Below are 21,445 nucleotides of genomic sequence, written 5' to 3' on the forward strand. Positions count from 1 at the left end.
TTGCTCATAATCGAGCTGCTCATCTTTTCTCATTTTATAAACTGTGTCTCTAAGTTAACAATTAACTATTTTGACACAGTTTATTTTACACCCTCCATTACAAATTGCGTGATCAGGATATGGTCTTTTTTGATAGCCAATGGAAAACGCTTTTAATTGCATTCAGTCTCCCAAAACCTATCTTGCCAAGGTTCAATTGCAAGTGAGACTTCTCTGATGTCTTGGTATCTATTGGCAAACCCAAAAATTCGAATATATAAGGATCTTTTATTAATTGTTGAGCTCTTGGAGTTTCTTGCTTACTCGTATCTAATACACGTCCGATGTACTGCGATGTTATATTACGCTGTAACATACGTGTATTCCATCCTGATTCAATTGCATGAATGACATATTGATTTCTCAAACTTTCTGTTTCAAGTCGGCTTATAATTCTATAATGAGTCCAACTCAATTCGTGACGCACTGCGTCACGAATTGGAAAAGCAATATAAAATTGCCGGATATTTCTTAGATTACTCTCATCAAAGCCTTTTCCAAATTCAAGTGTAAGCTGTTGAGCTAAGTTTTTTAACACAGCTTTCCCGTACACGGCCTTAGTATTACCCTGCTGTTCATCCTCAACAATAAGGTATCCAATTTGCCAATACATCTGTAATAAAATGGCATTGCTATTCTGATATGCCTTTTGCCTGGCATGAGTTACAATTTCAGTAATTTGCTTAAAAAGAATACTCGGTTTTTGTAGTTCCCTCATGTTGAAGTATTTTCATCTAGTCAAAATTACAGAGAATAACTTTAATAAACCCACATAGGAGATTGCTCTAGAATCGAAAACCAATATTGGGCATAAAAAAGCCGTCTCCATATGGAAAAACGGCTTTTTGTTTTGTGGACCCAACTGGGTGCTTCTCGAACCATTTCCTGTCTGATTTACGGTTAATCGCAGATTTGACTACCAAACCTCCAAATTTCTCATATACCTAAAAAGGACAAATGATCTATTGGATACTTTCTAATGTCCTAAAGTTCTTAAGCATCATCACTATAGAATCAGAGGAGACATTTTTATTGTTAAATACGATTCGATCACTTTGTATTTTAAATGCAAAAGTGTAGACTTCCTTGATTTTAATAGGAGGTTGGTGAAATTTGATATCTATTTTTTCTCTTTCCGAAAATGGTAAATAGTAAGTGTAGTTTTTATCAGGTTCTACTGTATCTCCACTTAAAATATCTAAAAAACAATGAAAAGGGTATTTCGCCTTCTCATTATAAGCTTTTTTTATATTAAATGTATCGGGTACTCCCACAGGTAAACCTTCAATAAAAGCTTTGTCTTTGTTAAAACGAATTGCTTCTCTTTTTAACACTTTCTTATTTTTCATACTTAATAATGTGACTTCCTTATTTTGCTTAAAAGTATCGATAACCATGGTTACAGGTCTTTGAAAATATTGAACTGTTTGAAGGAATAGACTATCGCCTTTTATTTTATAATTCCCGCTACTTTTACAAGCGCCAATTCCGACGGTTCCATATCCTGTAACTACTAAGCTGTATGTACCATTAGACAACAGCCAGAGGGTCTTTGCTCCATTACTATATGTAAAATTTGTATCAGTACCAAGTTTAAGACTAGGATAATCTTCACCAGCAGTAGTTATAACACTAAAAGAATTTGTAGTAGCTACTTGTGCACTTAAATTGCAGATACCTAATAAGGTAATTAAACCCAATAATAGACTTTTTTTGATCATGTTTATACGTAAACAAATAATGGTTTGATATTGTAAATGCCACATCTAACCTTGTTTTTAATTTCGTTATAATACAAAAATACGAAGAAGATCTGGTGAATTTTGATAGGGGGGATACAAGAGCTCCACTGCTTGAGCTTGAAGGTTAAAGATGAATAAATAGATTTTTATGCGTGTATACATATGTCCTTGAAACAATGCAGTCATGAAACCTACTGCCGTCCGATATCCCCGGCTAAATGGAACGGTGATCTATCGGAATGGAGTGGCTATTCATCATTGTGGTCGCCATTTATGATACGCTTTCTAAAGTATTGAGATACCGCTGTATTTTTAGATGAGTCTATCCGATCGATCTTCAATTCGCTATCACTGAGCATCTCATATTTGCAATTGACTACATTACTTTCATCATACTTGAGTGTAATGGTGCGCTTTATCGTATCAACTGCGTATGAAACATCATGAATGTAACTTGACGCACCAGATTCATCGTATTTGCCATATGCTCCAAAATATACTTTAAGATCACGACTAGCAAGCGTGCTATCCGCACTTTCCTCCTTTTCCAACAGCCACTCTACAGGTTGTTTGTTTAGCCAATCTCCTGTTAACTCATTACGTTGATTTCTGTATTCAATCAATGGCGTTAATGCAAGGTATCCCACCACAGCAATCAAAACTATGTTAATGCTAGTTTCAATTTTAGTAAGCTTGAATGGAACCCCGCGATTTATTATCACCATCAGGAGCGACTTGATCTTAGTCCACTCAAAGACCAGTACCAAAATATTCAATATAAGTAAAGCGCTGGCAATAACCTTAGTTCCGACCCAAAGATTCAGTGCATAATTGATTAGAAACACATTAAGCGTGACTGGTAACATAAGCGTTGCACCCAACAAAGTTGTCCTTCTAAACAATAACAAGATGGCGGGTATCAATTCAAGGAAACCTAACAGTACCTGAAACCATGCTGATTGTCCCAAAAATGCCCAAGCAAGTGTAGTTCCTGGTACCGACTCCAAACTTTGTGATTGTGTTAAGGCAAATCCTGTTAGAACAAATTGGGTTCTGAATATCTTTGTTAAAGCATAAGGAAGCATAGTTATACCTAACAGATATCTAATGATCCCTAGATACAAATGTTTTTTGGTAAGGAAGACGAGCACTTGGTTCATGTTTTTATAGCCTGTTGTATCAAAACTAATAATTTAAAACAGTATATGGTACTGGTGTTTATTATCAAGTTACCATCACGGACAATTCATTCCTTAACTTAGGCTTCGCTCAAAGGGGCGGCTTAACTGAGGCGAAGTCTGCTGCAATAGTTCTTCATGTTGTAATGGAAATTGCCTGTCAATTTTCAATGCATTAAACCATGCATTGGCCAATCGGGGCCAACTCTGGGTAAATATTTGTTCTGATTTGCTGTATAATTTCAGGTAGTGGGTAGTTGAAGTATTTATATTCACCCAGGCCAAAACGGTAGCATTCCATCGCTACCGTTTTTCTGTAAGCCTGTGGATGATCATAGCTTTGTATCAGTTCATTGCACTGCTTGTCCGATAAGAATTTTGAAATGATTGGAAAACCCTTTTCGTGTATTTCTTCAGTAATGAAATCCCAGTCGATTTGTTCTAATACTTTACTCATTATCTGATAATTGAAATTCCTGCGTCAACTGTTATTTCCGTTCCGTGAATATAAGATGCTTCCCCAGAGGCAAGAAACAATACCGCATTGGCAATTTCCGATGGGTTGCCAAACCGTTTAAACGGTATGGTCGGTATGATGCTTTGAATGGCACCATCAATTTGTTCAGGGCTTAAACCGGTGTTGTTAAATCCATTTGTTTTAATATAGCCAGGACTGACGCCGTTAACGCGAATACCTTTTTCCGTACACTCTGCAGCGAAGGTTTTAATGAATGACTGTACGGCTGCCTTCGCTGCCGAATAAATAGAAAAATTTGTCATCCCTATTTCTGTAACAATGGAGGTATTCAAAATAATTGAACTTCCATCAGACATCAGGGGAAGTATCTGTTGTACGGTAAAGAAAGTTCCCTTTACTAACATATTAAACAGCTCATCAAAATGTGCTTCGTCCGCAAATTCAATAGGTGCAAATTTTCCATAACCTGCATTTATGAAAAGTACATCAATGTGACAAGTGTATTGACGTACTTTTTCCGTCAAAAGAAAAACATCATTCATCTTGCCTGCATTTGACACAATACCGAACGCATTTTCTCCAAGCTGTGCCAAAGCCTTAGTTACCGTTTCAGCGCTACGTCCTGTGATGATTACACGACCACCTTCGTTGATGAACTGTTGGGCTGTGGCAAAACCCATTCCATTTGTTCCACCTGTTATCAGCGCAAACTTCTTTTTAAATCTTTGCATTACTTCGTTTTAAATTTATATTGCAAAGATGGCCTGCTTTTCTACTGTAGAAAACCCGAAGCTTGCTACATTTATACCAAATGTCAATCCCTAAAGAAGATATATATAAAATCTGTGCAGATCTGAAACTTGGTTATGAATTGGGTGATCGTAAACCTATGGTAATTGATGTAATTAAACGTATTGTAATTAGTTATGTGGATTTTTAATTTCTTATCATATTAATGGCTGCAGTCATATTACAAGCACCGGTTTTAGCAATAATGTGTTTTCTATGGCTTTTAACTGTTTCAATGCTTAGATTCAATTGGTCAGCAATTTCCTTAGTTAAAAGCCCTTTTCTGACTAATTCGACTACTTGTCTTTCTCTTTCAGATAGTTTAGGATAGGAGTCAGAGAACTCTTGTTCATGACAAAGAACATAAACACCTGATTCAGATAATTGATGAATAGTCAAGTTAATATAGTTATTGAATTTGAATCCGGTGATGTTAGTATTGTAAATATATTCCATTGTTGGCTTCCCGTCATCAGTAAAATCGATAAAAGTACTCTGCCTTAGGATCTGTATGTAGTCATTGCTAGCTGTTTTTATCCTAAGGTTATAACTAAATCTTAATCTTGAGCGCTGGGTTGGGGCAGTCTTGTAATAATAGGAGAAGATGGCTAGATGGACCTCTCTTAGTTTCCGCATGTCTATAGAATGAATTATGCTAAATGTGAAATTTAACCCCCTTTCAAAGAAAGCATCAATATTATAGCCTAAAACATTTTTAACCGAATCACTAATAAAAGTGTATTGCATGGTGGCCCAATTAAAGATTGAGCAATATGCCGAGCCGATATCTTGGACAATATTTTCTGAAATATTGTTTCTTTGAGAGGCGTTGCTTGATCCAATACGTGATTTGCTTGAATAGCCAGCAAGTCGATAAAGTTCACTGGGGGTGAGATGAGATAGTGAATCCATACGCTAATTGATTAGATAATTTAAATATAAAGAATATTTATTGTAATAAAAGTGTTGATTATCACTCTTTTGAGGGATTGTGAAAGAAAACTATAATCTAGATCTTGCATGTGAGTTAGATTTTAGTTAAAATTTTTTCTCGATTTATTGTCGGTGCGGATGTTTAGGATTGATGAACTTCTTATTTAATCTATTCAGTATGTATTTTAAATTTCTTCCATGGTTACAGTATTTTGGTTATAATAATACGTCTTCGTTTTTAAGGAACGTCAAAGCCTTGAGGAATTCGAGAGATATAATAAAGGTAATAATCCTATTACTATTTTGTTTGCTAGGCGAACGAGGTTTTTCGCAAAACAAGTACCGAATTAAGCACTTAAGATTAGATGGTTTTACTGTAAACTTTGAATTCCCACCGCATGCGAAATTAGGAAGAGAAGGCTTATTTGGGAATAAGGAAATTGTAAATTTTAGAAGTAGGTTTAGATTTCACACCGTGACAATTAAAGGAATTAGTAATAATTACCAGCAATCAGTTGAAAGAATTGAAGAAGCATGTTATAAACATAGCAGGTCTCAGAGACTCCATGCTGGAAGCTCTGTAACTAAGATTGATTCTGTAGCTAAGTTATATTTAACAAACGAAGATCAGAATGTTATTATTGAATTTGATTATACATCTTTACTTGATTCACTCAGCAAGGATTTGAAATACCTCGAGAGACTTAGTGTCCGTTTGTTGAACGGATTATCGAAAGTTCAGGACACTTTAAAGTTCTGGCCAGAGCAAGGCATTTGTCAAAATATTGTTGAAAAGGTTTTTGAGTATATACCTAAGCCAGAATATGCGGTGCTTTCTAAATTTGGAACCTGTATTACAGACTCGAGTTCATTCGTTCTACTTAATCCTTCAATAGGATTGAAGATTGATCATCAAGATTTTTATGGCGATACCAAAAATCAAAACAATCAATTTGATAGGTTCAATTATTATTTCACGGGCCAAACTACTTTGTTTTTTTATCGAGATTCTGAAGGGCATTTGAAGCAAAGTTCATTCTTGGATATCGAGAAAAATAACAAAGTAGGTTTTCTTCCTATAAATAATGCCATTCGTAGTACTGACATATCTACCCATATTCAGGCATCATCTGTCGACCTGCAAATGTCTAATTCTATAAATCGTATAAAATATGTTGGCTTGTTTCAAAATTATCTGAAACGAAACAATGGAAATAGTTCAGAAGGTATTTCCAATGCAAAGCTTAATAAGGATGACGATCTATTTATTGGGAATTCGTATCTAATTCTTGCCGATACTATTCAGAATCTTTTGTCTTATCCTTCCAAAACTTCGGCTGTTACTAAATCAACATTTGGTTGCGGTGGTTTATTTGGAACTAAAGAGGATGAACAAAAAGGGGGTAGAAGTGTAATTACCCCTATATTTCCCATCTATATTAATGGAAATATAAATTATATAAGTGTTGGTACAAAGCTTGGTTCGGTATTGTTGAACTATGGTTTGGCTTATCGGGATTTGAAAATATTTAGGAAATATAATGGACGGATGTTCAAGATAAAATATAAGCAAAACTATTTTACGCTATTACCAGGAGATCATTTAAAATCTACGCTATGATTGAATTATTACGCTATCAGAAAACGCAATTCTTTGTTGACATTTTGAATAAAAATTACCTGATTTTTATCAGTAAGGAGTTTAGCGGTGAAAAGATAAAAATGAGTGAATTGTTTAAACATAATTCCCCTAATTTTATTATTCTATTTCTTTACGATGATTGTTCACCTGGTCAATTTGAAAATGATCAAAAAAAGCTAAAATCTCTTGTAGAAACGCATAAGGCGATTATTTGGTTTGAGGACTTAACAGATGAATTTGATTACAATGGGAGACCTTTGATTGATATTTCGAAAGATTTCGTCTGTAGTTTTTCAAATTTTTCTATTAATTCAGATCTCAAGTTTGACAGTAATGGACAGAGAGCGGTAATTAGTTTCGATGAGGTAACACAAGGGTTAGTACTGAATTCAAATGGAAATTTAAATCTTAGCTTAATTGCTCTTGGAAAGGCGAATTTTATTCACTTTAGGAAAGCCAGACTTAGATTTGATCAGCATGTAGGTTCGTTTAATTTTAAAGCACAAGATTCTGAAGATGATAGTAAAAAAAACAAAATTCAACCAGTCTCGACATTTTTAAATGCTGAATTAAAAATATATGATGTCAAATATTTTAATATTGATGAGTTTAATGACCACGTAAAGGATATTGAGGTTAACTATTTTCCATTTCAGAAAAGTAATTTTACAAATTCAGCAAAATTCATATCAAATATTTCCTATTCAGCAGAAAATTTGAAAACGAATTTTATTAATGAGAAAGGCCGTAATTTCGAAATCCTAGGAAAATTTGAAGCTAGTCTTTCCAATATTGAATATCGTGAAGGTGGCAAATTATATAAATCTACTAGATTCATCCCCACAGGCAGATATTCGCTTTTTAATGACGATACTGCTAAAACTCTCCTTCTTGGAAATAGTGGCACAGAGTCGCTAAAGATTGGTGAGGGCAAGATGTATATAGATTTTGTTAAATCTCCAAATGTAAAAGTGAACGATAGACGTGATGATCTTAAAGAATCGGAAAATTCAATTACCTCTCTAGTTTCTCTAAATGATCATCCTTACAGTAGCGATTCAGAGAGGTCGCCATTATTTCTAAATAAAAAAAATATTGAAGATATCGTAAGTGATAAAATAGAAACTAACTATGTTCCTATTCATCTAGGGCATCTTAGCGGAAAGAAAGTTCCTATAATACCCACACTTAGTTTTAAGGATAATCCTGGGTTGAAGGATTTAGAGGAGGTTTTTACAAAAATTCGTTTGCGGGAGAGTAATAAAGTAAAATCAAGAACTGAAGGTGCTTTTGTAACACCTCAGGGTTTTTTACGTGAAGGGAGTAGTATAAAGTTTATAAAGGAATCAAAAAATAGAGGAAAGAAAAATGATGGTAAAGCTAGCAGTATCGAGGCTCGTTTTCAAATAAGAAGAGCTGATATCAATTCTGATTTTCATCTGTCTATTTCTAAAGAAGATGTCTTCTTTGTGCTTACTCCATCAATGATGAAATCAATTTCTGAAGTAGAATTGGATATACTATTTGGGATAATTGATTTTACAGTGGACCTACAGGATTTCAAGAATGATAAGAATAATGAGAAAATTTTGATCTTTAAATTTAGCAAGTTAAGTGTCTATGATTTTATACAGAAAAATGGAAGTACAAAATGGTCAAATTTTAATGTATATAAAGATCCTTTTAACCTTGAAGTTATAAGGGAAGAGATTTTTGACATCTTTAAAGAGTTTGAAACAAAATTCGATAAGGGCAAGAATAGAGATTACGAATACATTGATCAAAAAATTCTGAGAGATGCGAATTGGAATGGTGTACTGATCTTAAAAGTTCCCATAAAAAGTGATCATGTACCAGGGATATTTAAAGGATTAATGTCTTCTCAGAATCTTGGAGAAAATTTGGCCCCCAATAGAAGCGGTGAAAAATTAAATTTTAAAACTAGCCTTAAATTTGAATATGTTGCCTTTCCTATAAATAAGACATTTATCAGTAATGGTACTATTGATATTCAATCTACTTCATATTATGCGTTAATAGATTATGATCTTTTACGCATCCGTGGAAAAGACAGCGATTATGAAAGGGTTTCTGAACATTTTCCTTTAGCTAAAGATCAAATAAAAAATTGTAGGTTTCTTTTAACTAAGCTATTAGTAAGATTTGAAAATTCTGAAATTAGAAGTTTTCAATCATTTGCATTTATTCAGATACCTGAGCTTTTTGATAACCATATAACTATCGATAGTTATAAACTAACTCATCCTGATAATGCCAACGGGATCCTTACGCCAAATTTGATAAGACTTGAAGGTAGTTATCAAAAAGACGGGTCTGGACAGGGTGAATTTAGTTTTAATGTGAAATCGAATCTTCTTATCAAGTTTGATGATGGTAATATTTTAAAAAGCATAGATGTAAGCAAGATTGGCTTTAATTACTCAAAAGGTTCCGATGAATTTAGATTTGATATTGATGCTAAAGCAAATACAGATGCTTGGAAATTATCCGATATAATTTCAATTGAGGATCTGGATTTTCAAAATATAGGACTAAAGTTTGACGTGAAATCGCTGGGTATTCCAGACTTGAAATTCGATTTATCAAAATTGCTGGTTCTTCCAAAGATTAACTTTGACGGAATTGGATTCTTAAGTAGTTTTCCGGTACGGTTCAGCCATTTTCAGAATTTCAAATTGAATTTGACAGGAGTACCAGGCAATTTTCACTTAGATTTTCCGAAAAATGATTTTTTTAAACTAAAATTTGATCTTCCAGATATTAATTTAGATGTTAACAAATTAGAAGCTCCTAATCTTTTCTCTTTTATTTTCGATTTCGATCTTGGTACATTGGGTGACTTAGAGGCGTTAAAAGCTTTGAAAGGTCAATTACTGGTTGGTTGGTCATTAAAAGGGGGCTTTGCATTAGGATTTAAGTTGAATGGACCAAGTTCAGACGGCCTTCATTTAGATCTTTTTGGTGCAATAAAACTGGATATTGAGGATGTTTCTTATGGTAAATTTACCCCAGTGGGTTTAAATGAATGTAACGGTTTTTATTTAAGACTTGTTAATGCCAGATTTACCATTTTTGGAGTTGAACTTCCACCAGAAAAGAAGAAGTTTAGTGGAATTATTTTTTCCAATCCTGGAAGCAAAACCGCTTGGCTCATAAATTATGATGATCAGGAAACTGGAGAGCTGATTCTTGGGTTAGGACAAAGAATGGGGCCTGATTTGAAGAAGGTAGACATAACTTCCACCAGAACTGCAATAGCTGATGTGAAAGGTACTTTTACAAAAAAACTCAAAGATATATCTGATTGTTCGTTAAAACCCAAAGAGCTATTATATGCTCCAGAACGCAACTGGTTGATTGCATCTGAAGCAATTATTCCTAAAAGCTGGCCATTTGATATAAAATTTATTTTTAATGACCCAGTGCTTTATGGAATCTACGTAGCAATAAAAGGTGAGACTGAAGACAATCCCTATTTTTTTATTGATGTTCTTTACAAAAGAATTTCTGACAACCTTGGTGTATATTCAGTAGAAATATTACTTCCCCCAGAAGTTCGAAATCAGGAATTTGGCAGTGGATCTTTGACCCTTCCAAATATCGGGTTAGAAATATACACTAACGGCGATTGGAAAGTTGATGTTGGGTTTCCCAGAATTAGTGGAGATTGGTCGCGTTCTTGTCTTATACAAATTCGTTCAGTACCTCCTTTTGTTGGCTGGGCAGGTTTTTATCTTGCAAAGCTTCGTACTGCTTCTTTATCTCTTTTTGCAGATTATTTAGTTAAATATCCAAAGTTGAACGACTGTAATATCATTCAGGCTGGTTTTGCTTTTCGTGTGGGGATAGGCGCATATATAGATAAAGGAGCTTTTTATGCCGGAGCTTCACTAAGTGTGTATGGTATTTTGGAAGGAGCTTTTGCTTTTGATAAAACTAAAAATGGCCTGTCCAAATTTATGCCAGATCATTTTGCTTTGCGAGGTAGGGTTGGCGCTATAGCTGAGATAATTGGATATGTAGATTTTAAGATTATTAAGGCAGCAGTTCACATCATGCTTCGTGTGGAATTCGGAATGCTTTTAGTTCTGATTCAAGGAGATTTGCAACCAATTCCTTTATACATTGAGGGCGAAGTACGGGTAAGGGTAAGTGTAACAATTTGCTGTTTCCGAATTTTTAGAAAGAAAATTTGTATTGTTCTTCATTTTTCTTTTTCTGCAACTATAAGATTCTCATATGTTTTAGGTGGCGATGACAAGAAAACAGTAACGCCTCAAAGAATGATTGATCTTCTTGGAAGTCCTGTCAAAGTTCGTTTAGGATCTTTACCAATAATGTATATCCCGGCAATTACTAAATCAAATGAAGAGGGGGTTGAAAAAACTTACCTAATTCATAGTTTCGCAATTAACTTTTTTGGTGTTGATTTTAAAGGTGAGGGTAAAGATAAAAAGTTGCAGTACAGTAAGAATAATATATTAAAAGATAATATCATTAGACCCATTTTTGAAGCGGTACTGGCAAAAGATTCTATTGCATACGATGACTTGAGGAAAATTTTTATCGGTGGGGAGGAAGGGAGTAAAGTGCAATTCGATTTTGAAGATTTCCGACCATTATTTGTTACTGGTCTTGACGATCTTGAAAATGCAGACACTGTGATTGCTTTAAAAAAGTTGTATTGTCTTACAGATCATGAGTTTGAATCGTTCAAGAAATTAATTAATGATGATCCTTGCAATGCTACAACTGATCAAATTAAATGCCCATTTAGACCTATACCTTTTCCGATCAGTTCAAAGATTGAAGTGAGGGATAAAAATGGATCGAGGAAATGGGATAATTTCCAAATAAAGGTTGAAGGCTTATTTAAAAATGTAGTTGACAAACGAATAGTTTACAATCAGAAATATTCTCAAGACCGGATTATAGAAATTGAAAGGCATTTTGATAACTATGTAACACAGTTTATTAGAAGGAAGGACGGAAAAGAAAACCATAATGTCCTTCTTAAAGATTTACGAGAAGATGTGCTCTTACCTGATTATTTTAAACTAGTTAGTTTATTAACAATTGAAGCATGTTATTCTAAATTTCTAGATGCTGTTGAGAAGGAGGACAAGAAGTTTGCAGCAGAACCAAGTGTTAGGATCATTGATACTTCGGTAGGTACTGAATTTGGTGATTATCATTTTGAGTTTATTTTCTCAAGGGAGAAACCGCAAGATGGCGGTGGTGTTCAGAATGAGTCAGTGACAGTAATGATCAACCCAATTGATGTATTAGATACTATTATTTCTCAGCTGAATTATTTCTACAGTAATGGTTTGAGACTTCCTGATGTTCTGGATCCGCAAAAAGCTTCTGTTCCATATTTTAAGCTACTAGAACAGACTGATGAAATAATCTTAGATGGAACACCTGATTTTAATGCGGTTAAGATAGAGTTTATTCATGATGGAGATTCTCCTTTTTCCTTAAAAGAAGAGATATTCAATGATTCTAATGGACTAAATGAGTTTGTTACAAATGCTCGAAGGATTCAGAATGTAAGCTGGAATGATGTGAAGTCAGAATTTAAGACCGATGCTACCACTGGAATATTCTCAAAACCCTATAAGTTTGTAGATTTTACAGTGGCTCTTATGAACAGTAAAACAAAAGGAGGGGAGAGTGTTCGTTTCTTTGAAATGCCTCAGCGTTTAATAAAGCTAAGAATGGAAGGGAATTACTCTTACCTACTGAAATGGGAGATGCCACAAGAAAATTCCTCTGGTGATAAAAAAAGTACAGAGAATAGAAATCTTCTTTATACAGCTTGTGCAAATGTAGAAATAATGATCAAACAATATTCGAGTACAGTTGTAGAAATAAGTAATGTATTTGCAGATGATTTGGACCTAATGAATGAGATAAGTGAGTCGGCAAATACTAATTTTGAGTTAAAACTGTATAAGAAATTAAAATCAAAAGATGGTGATTCCACTAATTTGGTCGACTGCGATCCTGGAGGAAAAGGTATCACAGTTGTCAAGACAAATATGAGTCCAAGGACTTGTCCACCTATAATACTCGAAAAGATAATAGTAGCTAATATTGAAGAACAAACAGAATTCTATGCGTTGTCTACAGGAAATAAAGTATTGTTTACAAATCTAGTATGGGAAGGACTTACGACTAATAATGGAGGATATTTTTTAGTGTTTCCTGAAGGAATTCAATTTGATAATCAGTCATCTGTTATATTATCGGTTGAGTATAATAGCCAACAACAAAAAGAATTCTGCAATTATATTAAAGTGAATAATCAGGATGTGGGTACTCCTGAGTACTCTTCTAATCTTTTTGACGAATTGGATAATAACAGGATCTCATTGTTACTTGATCAGGTCAGGGTTAACGGTGCCATATTGCGAGAATATTATGCTACAATTCCTGCTCATTGTGTAGGCTTTAATATCAGAAGGGAAATTTTAAAAGATGAACATAAGTTATTCTTGCCGTTAGAATTTGAATTATCAACGAATGGTAAGACGTTATTACAAAAAAGCGATATACTTCCGTTAATGCCTGTAAACAATATTAATCATGAAGATCCCGCAATTTATTATAGGCATATAACGCCATTGCAAATAGTTAATAATGAAGAGAATACCAATAGGTATAGTTCTATTGGCGAAAAATTTTCCTTAGGTTTTGGATTAAGGGATGTTTATGGTTTTCGGGCTATTGATAAGCTATTTGCCGCAAAGGAGCATACGCATAAGTATTTCGATAAGCTGATTCCGATAAGTTCATGGCCAATGATCAAATACAGTGTAAATGTTAGAGACAAAAAAACACTTAATCCATTTGAGTGGGAACTGAAATTTGAGATTTGTAAGGACGGTTATGAAAAATTGGGGTCGCAGTCTATAAAAGAACAGCTTTATTCCATTATATCCCAACTTATTGATCATCGTTCTCATCTGTTTATTTCTTACGGAAAGACTGAGATTTCTAAAAATGATTTGATCGCACTGTTAAAGGGAGCCATACAGCTAATTGAAGGTCAGGATACAAAGGTGACAATGAAACCTGTTCAATTTACCATTCCTTCTGATGGTTTTAAAACAATGATAAATCCCTCAATTAATTTTATACGAGAGGCGGATCCATCACTATTTGAAAGCCCTGTGGAGGAAGGAAGTATTATTATCGATACAGAGTTAATTCACAGGACTGAAACAAAAGCGCTGTTTGATAAGAGTCAGATTTCGGCTCTTGAGAAAACACTTTGTAAAGCACAATCTAAATATCAACTTGGAGCTGGAACTGATGGAAATAGTGGAAAGGTGATTTATCTGATCGATAAGACTTTATTGGAAGCTGTGTTTCCAGAACCTAAGGATTTTGGAGGAAAGAATGACTTCTTTGGTGTAAAGCCGTACAGTAATAAATTGTACTCTGGAAATTATGAAAGGGCAATTGACGGCGAAAAGTTAAGCGCAAGTTTTTCGAATGTAGACCTTGATAGTGGGCTTAGGGTTATTTTGACCACAATTGATGAACTGCTTGAACCGAAAAACTTTAAACTATTAATCCCAAAAATATTAAATGACTTAATTGGGGCTAAAAAGAAACTTGCTGCAATTGACGGTGAATTAATGAGTAAAATTGAATCTATACAGGAAGAAGGAACATCAAAACAGGTAGTAGAGTTTAAAAACCTCATTTCTGAAAAACTGGGTAGCTTCTATAATTATGATGGAATCATTACAAAACAAATTTTAGCAAGCGATGCACTGAAGGGGCATCGGTTAACCATCTCTCTTGAGGATAAAGCAGCGGGTAATGCATCAGAGAGACTTTCAATGATTTCGTCGAAGTTGGATTTTAGCGGAAACATAAAGCCTGAATGGACTGTGCTTTTTGATTATAAGGATAATGATAAAGAACAGAGAGATTTAGATCAGCAGAATTATTCTTTCAAACTTAAACCTCAAGTTACTTACATCGAACATAATATTTCCGATAAGAATGAAGAAATACAAAGATCAAGTTGGATCCAACTCTTAACGCCGTTTATATCGGAGAAGGTATATGAGGTAACAGATTTTCCAGCTATTATCCGTGAATATCCTCAAAAACCTATAATAGAGAAAAACAGCTGGACTCTTGATGAAAAAGTAGATCGGAAAACATGGTCTACTGATCTAGGGAAATGGGATTATTTGTTAGGAATCAAAGATCAATACAAGCCAAACGATAGAATATATATTAAAATTATTACCAGGCAATTAAAACAGGAATTCCTTGAGCTTGAAGAACATCGAAATTTTGAAGCTTTTATTGCTTATTGGTCCGCAAAGATTATTGATGGTCAACTCTCTCAACAAGATGAAATTGAAAAAGGGAAATGGATTAATAGGTTTGTATTGGCACTCCAATTAGAATTGAATCTTAAGAATTTGAAAAAGGAGGCTCTAATCGAAGATCAAAATTCGTACAGTTTTATATTAGAGAATACTGGCGTAGATATATGGAAGGTGTTAGAGAATAATGAGGTTTTCAAGATTATTACACAGAAGGGGCCTGATGAGAAGCTGGTATGCTCAATCAAGAATTTAGTCTTTAGAGGGGCTAATCTCTTTCTTGACGGGCATGATATTGTATCCGTAAAGCCAGAAATATATATTGGGAGAAATGAAAATGTGATAAATCGAAATTTCCACTATAGAACAGAAACAGTTTCTCCAATTTCCTGGACCACACCTCAGATACAATATTATGATCCAATTAAACTATCAAAGGAAAGAAACAGCTTTAGGGATTTTGTTTTTAAATCTATACCTGCATCATTGCCATTTAAAGCTACAGCAAAGTATTTAATAAATACTGCTGGGAATGATTTTCCCGCCAAAGTGAAAGTATTGCCTACAATCCCTGTTTGTCAAATTGAATGTAATGCAGATACAAAACCTTCGGAAACAGATGAATTATTTGATGGATACGATACTGAAAATGGTTTTACTTCCTTTTCGTTGACACTTTCAAATAATTCTAGTGATAAGGATGAACCTAATAATCTTCCAGTTTTTTATGCAGACAATATTTATAAAATTTAATCTAATAAATTATGCCAACACTACGTCCTACAATCAATGATAATGATAGTTATTTAGCTAAACTCATTAAGTATATACCGGGTGAAATAATAGCTGTCTATACAGCAATAATAGGTATATTAAATCCAGGTAATGGAACTCAACTTCCCGATGAAAAAAATATCTATGCCTATATTATTATTTTAATTGTGATCGTTCTTATTACACCCATTTGGACATATTTAGCAGTAATTGACAATCCTAATGTTGTACAACCTCCAAGTGGAAAAAAACGGGCGGCATTCCATGCTAGTATTGCAACTATATCCTTTCTAGTTTGGTTGTATGCCATTGGTGATGTATTGTTCAGATCCTTGTTGTGTGGATGCTTAAAACCTCAACTTGATTGTCTAAAGCAGTGCGCTTATAACTCTGCAGTTGCCTCAATTATTTTAATATTATTTACAGCACTTGTAGTACCCTTGTTAGAGCGGTTGATATTAGGAAAACCTATCCCGCCGCTTCCTAAGCCATTTTTCTTAAATGCTAAGGCTCAGCAGATAATTGATGAATGTGATTTGAATTTTGAAACATTCAAATCTGATTGCAGTGGTTTTGTTAAAGCTGTGACTAAAACATTCAATGTTACGTTAACAGGTAAGGCCGATGATATTGTTGACCAAATCCAAACTGATGGGTGGACGATTCTAAAAGATGGAGTAGACGCAAAAAATAAGGCCGACAAAGGTTGGCTTGTTGTGGCGGGCTTAAAATCTGCGAATCATACCCCTCCACGTAATAACGGACATGTTGTAGTTGTTGTAAGTGGTGGTTTAGCCCACAATAAGTATCCTACAGCTTATTGGGGAACTTTAGGTGGTGTAGGACGTAAAAATACTACATTGAACTATGCCTGGGATAAAGATGATCGGGATAATGTTGTTTATAGCGCAAGAATTGTTTAAGTAGTTTTTTGTTTTATATCGTCGCGCATATTTGACCAAGATGCGGGGCCATGATAGGCCACTAATCATCAACCATAGATTATGAATCTTTTACTTCTTTATCTCATTTCTTCCCTTTAATCCAATATTTTAGATATTATTCCATAATTTCAGCACCTTAAACGCTATTTTAAGCATTAGCTCTAATTTATTGTGTGCCGTATGAAGGATATTGAAGAAATCACAGCAAAACTTATAGAATTCAGAAACGAGAGAGACTGGGAGCAATTCCATAATCCTAAAGATCTGGCTGTCGCATTAAATATCGAAGCAGGGGAGTTGTTGGAGGCATTCCTTTGGAAAAGTCATGAAGAGGCCAAGCCTGAAAAAGTGAAGGAAGAACTTGCTGATGTATTGGCCTATGCCTTTCTTTTAGCCGAAAAATACGGTTTTGATGTCAAGCAAATCTTACTGGAAAAAATTGGAAAGAACGCTGAAAAATACCCTGTTGATAAAGCAAAAGGAACAGCAACAAAGTATAACGAACTTTAACGTACTCAACATAAATGATAGTATATCAGGCAACAAAGGCAGACTTTAGTGAAGATGTGCTTAATGACCATATTGAAACCAAAATACATGGTTTCTTTCAGCAGAATTTAAACAGAAAGACTTCTGGCAGTGAGGTGAATTCATGGAAGAATTCCATGCAGTATATGGATAGAGTTCTTAATGATAAAGATATCCCTGATAACTGTGGTATATCTATTGAATTTCAGATCCCTCAAACAGCAAATAGAATTGACTTCATACTTACAGGCAGAGGTGAGGACGACAAAGATTATGCAGTTATTATTGAGCTGAAGCAGTGGTCTGAAGCAAGCATATCAGCAAAAGATGCGGTGGTAAATTCATTTGTTGGTGGTAGAGTAAGGGAATGCACACATCCTTCGTACCAAGCATGGAGTTATGCTGCATTATTAGAGAATTTTAATGAGACAGTTAATAAGGACGATATACAGCTTAGACCATGTGCTTATTTGCATAATTATGTGGCTGATGGTGTAATCACCAATCGACATTATTACGATCATATTCAAAAGGCACCTGTATTTCTTAAAGGTGAGGCTATAAAGCTACGTGAATTCATTAAGCAATTTGTAAAATATGGTGATGATAAAAAAATCATGTACAGAATTGATCAAGGTCGAATCAAGCCATCAAAAATGCTTGCCGATAGCATGGTTTCTTTGCTGAATGGCCAACCTGAATTTATCATGATTGATGATCAGAAGGTTGTTTACGAAACGGCTCTGCAGTTGTCAACGAAAGCCAATATCAATCAAAAACAAATATTGGTTGTAAAAGGAGGGCCAGGAACAGGCAAGTCCGTGGTAGCTGTAAATCTACTTGTAGAACTCACTAATAGAGGCTTATTAGCTAAGTATGTTTCAAAGAATGCAGCGCCCAGAGCTGTGTATGAAAACAAGCTAACCGGTTCTGTAAAAAAGACAGTTATCTCTAATCTTTTTGGTGGTTCAGGTGCTTATGTAGAGGCTAAACCTAACCTATTTGATGTCCTTATAGTGGACGAAGCACATCGTTTAAACGAAAAATCGGGGTTGTATGGAAATTTAGGTGTCAACCAGATTAAAGAGCTTGTTGATGCAACCCAGTGTACGGTCTTCTTCTTAGATGAAGATCAACGAGTGCACATCAAAGACATAGGCTCTCTAGCCGAAATACAGAAATGGGCTAATCTTGTTTCTGCACCTGTGGTTGAAATGGAGCTTAGCTCACAGTTTCGCTGCGGTGGTTCTGATGGCTACATAGCCTGGTTAGATAATATCCTGAAGATTAGGTCTACGGCTAATGAATCATTAAAAGCCATAAATTATGATTTCAAAGTATTTGACTCCCCTGAGGAACTTAGAAAAGCTATTGTAGAAAAGAATAATGCTAATAATAAGTCGAGGATGGTGGCTGGCTATTGTTGGGACTGGAATAGTAAAAAGAATCCTAAGGTTAATGACGTTGTTATTCCGGAATATGATTTTGGAATGAAATGGAATTTAGTTGTTGATGGGAGTCTGTGGATTGTTAATCCTAATTCTGTTAATGAAGTGGGTTGTATTCATACTTGCCAGGGCTTGGAGGTTGATTACATAGGTGTTATTATTGGTGATGATTTAGTTGTTAGGGCTGGAGTTTTGATTACCAATCCCGATAAGCGTTCGAAGAATGACTCTTCAATTCGAGGGTATAAAAAATTAATGAAGGAAAATCCAGAGTACGCAAAACCTTTGTTGGATTCCATTATCAAGAATACTTACCGAACGTTGATGACGAGAGGGATGAAGGGCTGTTATGTTTATTGTACGGATCTAGAAACGGCAGCATATTTCAAAAATGTTGTCCAATAAAAATAAACTGTATTTAAAATCGCAATATCCTTTATTTCATAAACTCAAACCCATTATTAGCTGCAATGGTAACCAAAGGCTGGATGTTGTTTCTGAACAGCTCTTTCAGCCCCTCAATATCCATTCCTCGGATCATATCTAGATCGGGGATAAAAGTTAAATAATCCTCCAGGAACTTGCTATTAGGATGTATCTCAAGTATAGTTTGTGCTGCAAGTAATTGCAACTTAAAATAACCTTCAAAATATATCTCTAAATTAGGAAGCTTGTCGCACTTACTACTATTGAAACTCTTATCCGCAGGTATTAGATTCCATACCAAGTCATGTGAAACAAAGGCATGAGGTATAAAGTGTTCAACGGCATAATCACCAATGTCTAAGAGGCGATTGGTATAAACACATTCAATTGGACCATTGTGTTTAATCACAATATCCCAAAACTCTTTACGCTGCTTATTTAAACCATTTCTACTAGGTGCTTTAAAAAGCTTGTTCGGAACATCCGGGACATTGGGATTGTGCTTCTGTAAGTATAGACTTAAGTTCCAATAACAGAATTGTTTTAAAATACCGCTGTTTTGAATTAAGTAGGGTACCCAGTCTGGATTAACCACCACCATTTGTTCATTTACTGAATACAAGCAGTTGTTATGAAAGGATTGGGATAGCAGATAGATTTCTTTTTTATCTCCTTTTATATCATTAAACCACGGGCTTAGGAATCTATAGGGCACTTCTCCATCAAAGTAACGGAGACTCTTTAATGTGCTTTTGTTCTTTGTGCCTTTGAGAACAGCCAATATGTTAGACTTCTTTTCGTCAATATGAAGTTTTTCAGCTATAATAATCTCCTGAATTCTCACTTTTAGTTTATCCTGCTTACCGTAACTAAGTTTAAAATAGTTAATAGTATACCATGCATTGGCGATCATACTAGCAAAAAGATCCGTTTTATTAATAAGAAGATTGCCATTCTCCAATTCTTCCAGTAGAGCTATGAACCAGTAGTATTTATAAGTAGCTGATTTACTTTTGAAGCAGGCAGCTATTATTATCGGTAATGAGTTGGTAGAAGGTTGAGGAGGAAACATGAGATACGTTTAGTTTTTTGTAACGAATCCTAGATTATTAAATTCCATCCATCTATTTTCTAAACTAGCCTTGTCCGGTATTTTAGTTATTGTAATTAGTGTCTTACCTTGGTATATAGAATATTCTGAATTTTTGAGTTTCTTTGAAATAGTAATCTCCAAAGATTGAGGATTAATTCCTATGAGGTTTAAATCATATAATGTGTGAATATCTGCGCGGAGTAATAACCCATTTGATGGATGATTATCATTAATGCCTCGGTATGGTTTAATGTGAGCCGCTTCTAAAATATCGAGAATTTCACAGCCTGTGATCATACATTTATCTCCATATCGCTGTCTTAAATCATTTCTGAATTTTTGCTGTCCTCTTCTTGCTTTGATTTGTCTTTTTATTGATTCTCTTTCATCTTTATTAATGGGGTAAAAAGGAGTTTCATTATAATCTTGAGTTTCATTATTAGCGACATTCGCTGGAAGCATCACTTGAAATGTATTTTGTTCAATTAAGCTTTGGTATACTGAAGGGAATAACTTAAGAACGTCCATGTTTAACGATTGCATGGATAAATTTTGGTTATACTTACTGTAGTACTGTCTTAGTGATAAAACATCTCTTTCACTTTCATCACTATAGGCGATGAATGTTTCAGGATACTGGGCGAAATATCTGGTTATAGGAACAGTTATTGTTTGAGGTTCTTCGAAAGTATGTCCCTTGTTGCATCTATATTTTGGGGTTAGATTTTTCCTTGGTTCAATTGTACTAGATTTGCATTCCCAGCATTTGCTTATTACTTTAGTACTTGTATCAGTATTAATTGTTTGAATTACAGCAAAACCTAAAATCTTTTGTTTATTGGCAATAATAGCGTAATCACCTTCTTTAATTTGTTTATGATTTGGTACGTTACTATCATAATTATAGCTTTTCTCAACTTCGTCTTTGTAACTCTCAATAGTCTGATATGATTTTTCTGAATCTGAAACAGTTTTTAAAATCCAAAGCCGTGGTTCATGAACAATATTACTTTTTGTAGGCATAAGAGCGATTGAATATTTTGGATTAAATTA

At 34.6% G+C, this 21,445-nt stretch carries 14 protein-coding genes; 6 read left to right on the top strand and 8 right to left on the bottom strand.

Annotation, left to right across the window (positions count from 1 at the left end):
- Positions 1–112: 112 nt before the first annotated feature.
- The 5 genes from B9A18_RS18420 to B9A18_RS18440 all read right to left on the bottom strand — a co-directional run bounded on the left by B9A18_RS18420 (position 113) and on the right by B9A18_RS18440 (position 4,168).
- A complete protein-coding gene (locus tag B9A18_RS18420; protein ID WP_084291020.1) occupies positions 113–757 on the bottom strand; it encodes a DUF1016 N-terminal domain-containing protein in 645 nt (214 codons plus the stop codon).
- 244 nt (positions 758–1,001) lie between these two features.
- On the bottom strand, positions 1,002–1,760 hold the full coding sequence (locus tag B9A18_RS18425) for a hypothetical protein (RefSeq protein WP_084291021.1): 759 nt from the start codon (positions 1,758–1,760) through the stop codon (positions 1,002–1,004).
- A gap of 269 nt (positions 1,761–2,029) precedes the next feature.
- Positions 2,030–2,941: a hypothetical protein gene (locus B9A18_RS18430; RefSeq protein ID WP_084291022.1), complete on the bottom strand. Its 912-nt coding sequence runs from the start codon at positions 2,939–2,941 to the stop codon at positions 2,030–2,032.
- Between the two features lie 193 nt (positions 2,942–3,134).
- Positions 3,135–3,416: a 2OG-Fe(II) oxygenase gene (locus B9A18_RS18435; protein ID WP_084291023.1), complete on the bottom strand. Its 282-nt coding sequence runs from the start codon at positions 3,414–3,416 to the stop codon at positions 3,135–3,137.
- Positions 3,416–4,168: an SDR family oxidoreductase gene (locus tag B9A18_RS18440; RefSeq protein WP_084291024.1), complete on the bottom strand. Its 753-nt coding sequence runs from the start codon at positions 4,166–4,168 to the stop codon at positions 3,416–3,418. Before B9A18_RS18440 ends, B9A18_RS18435 begins: the two co-directional genes overlap by 1 nt.
- Positions 4,169–4,248: 80 nt before the next feature.
- Here B9A18_RS18440 and B9A18_RS25560 point away from each other — a divergent pair, with 80 nt between their 5' ends.
- Positions 4,249–4,377 carry a hypothetical protein gene (locus tag B9A18_RS25560; RefSeq protein ID WP_262497675.1) on the top strand — a complete coding sequence of 43 codons (129 nt, stop codon included), beginning with the start codon at positions 4,249–4,251 and terminating at the stop codon, positions 4,375–4,377.
- On the opposite strand, the gene B9A18_RS18445 is transcribed toward B9A18_RS25560, so the two are convergent.
- Entirely contained in the window at positions 4,374–5,138 is a 765-nt protein-coding gene (locus tag B9A18_RS18445) for a response regulator transcription factor (RefSeq protein ID WP_084291025.1), read from the bottom strand. The two genes, B9A18_RS25560 and B9A18_RS18445, sit on opposite strands and share 4 nt — an antisense overlap.
- Positions 5,139–5,337: 199 nt before the next feature.
- Between B9A18_RS18445 and B9A18_RS18450 the strand changes: the two genes are divergently transcribed.
- From B9A18_RS18450 to B9A18_RS18470, 5 genes are all read left to right on the top strand, one after another.
- Positions 5,338–6,780, top strand: a complete 1,443-nt coding sequence (locus tag B9A18_RS18450; protein ID WP_084291026.1) for a hypothetical protein — start codon at positions 5,338–5,340, stop codon at positions 6,778–6,780.
- On the top strand, positions 6,777–15,932 hold the full coding sequence (locus B9A18_RS18455; protein ID WP_084291027.1) for a hypothetical protein: 9,156 nt from the start codon (positions 6,777–6,779) through the stop codon (positions 15,930–15,932). The genes B9A18_RS18450 and B9A18_RS18455 overlap by 4 nt, the downstream gene beginning before the upstream one ends.
- A gap of 11 nt (positions 15,933–15,943) precedes the next feature.
- The gene (locus B9A18_RS25315; RefSeq protein WP_200816394.1) at positions 15,944–16,876 is read left to right on the top strand and encodes a hypothetical protein; all 933 of its coding nucleotides are present in this window, start codon (positions 15,944–15,946) and stop codon (positions 16,874–16,876) included.
- A 201-nt stretch (positions 16,877–17,077) separates the two neighbouring features.
- Positions 17,078–17,407: a nucleotide pyrophosphohydrolase gene (locus tag B9A18_RS18465; protein WP_084291028.1), complete on the top strand. Its 330-nt coding sequence runs from the start codon at positions 17,078–17,080 to the stop codon at positions 17,405–17,407.
- 14 nt (positions 17,408–17,421) lie between these two features.
- A complete protein-coding gene (locus B9A18_RS18470; protein ID WP_084291029.1) occupies positions 17,422–19,278 on the top strand; it encodes a DUF2075 domain-containing protein in 1,857 nt (618 codons plus the stop codon).
- A gap of 31 nt (positions 19,279–19,309) precedes the next feature.
- On the opposite strand, the gene B9A18_RS18475 is transcribed toward B9A18_RS18470, so the two are convergent.
- Both B9A18_RS18475 and B9A18_RS18480 read right to left on the bottom strand, forming a co-directional pair.
- Entirely contained in the window at positions 19,310–20,371 is a 1,062-nt protein-coding gene (locus tag B9A18_RS18475) for an HNH endonuclease domain-containing protein (RefSeq protein WP_084291030.1), read from the bottom strand.
- A gap of 9 nt (positions 20,372–20,380) precedes the next feature.
- Positions 20,381–21,415 carry an HNH endonuclease gene (locus B9A18_RS18480; RefSeq protein WP_084291031.1) on the bottom strand — a complete coding sequence of 345 codons (1,035 nt, stop codon included), beginning with the start codon at positions 21,413–21,415 and terminating at the stop codon, positions 20,381–20,383.
- Between the last annotated feature and the right edge of the window lie 30 nt (positions 21,416–21,445).

This window comes from Pedobacter nyackensis (assembly GCF_900176505.1).
Lineage (GTDB): Bacteria > Bacteroidota > Bacteroidia > Sphingobacteriales > Sphingobacteriaceae > Pedobacter > Pedobacter nyackensis.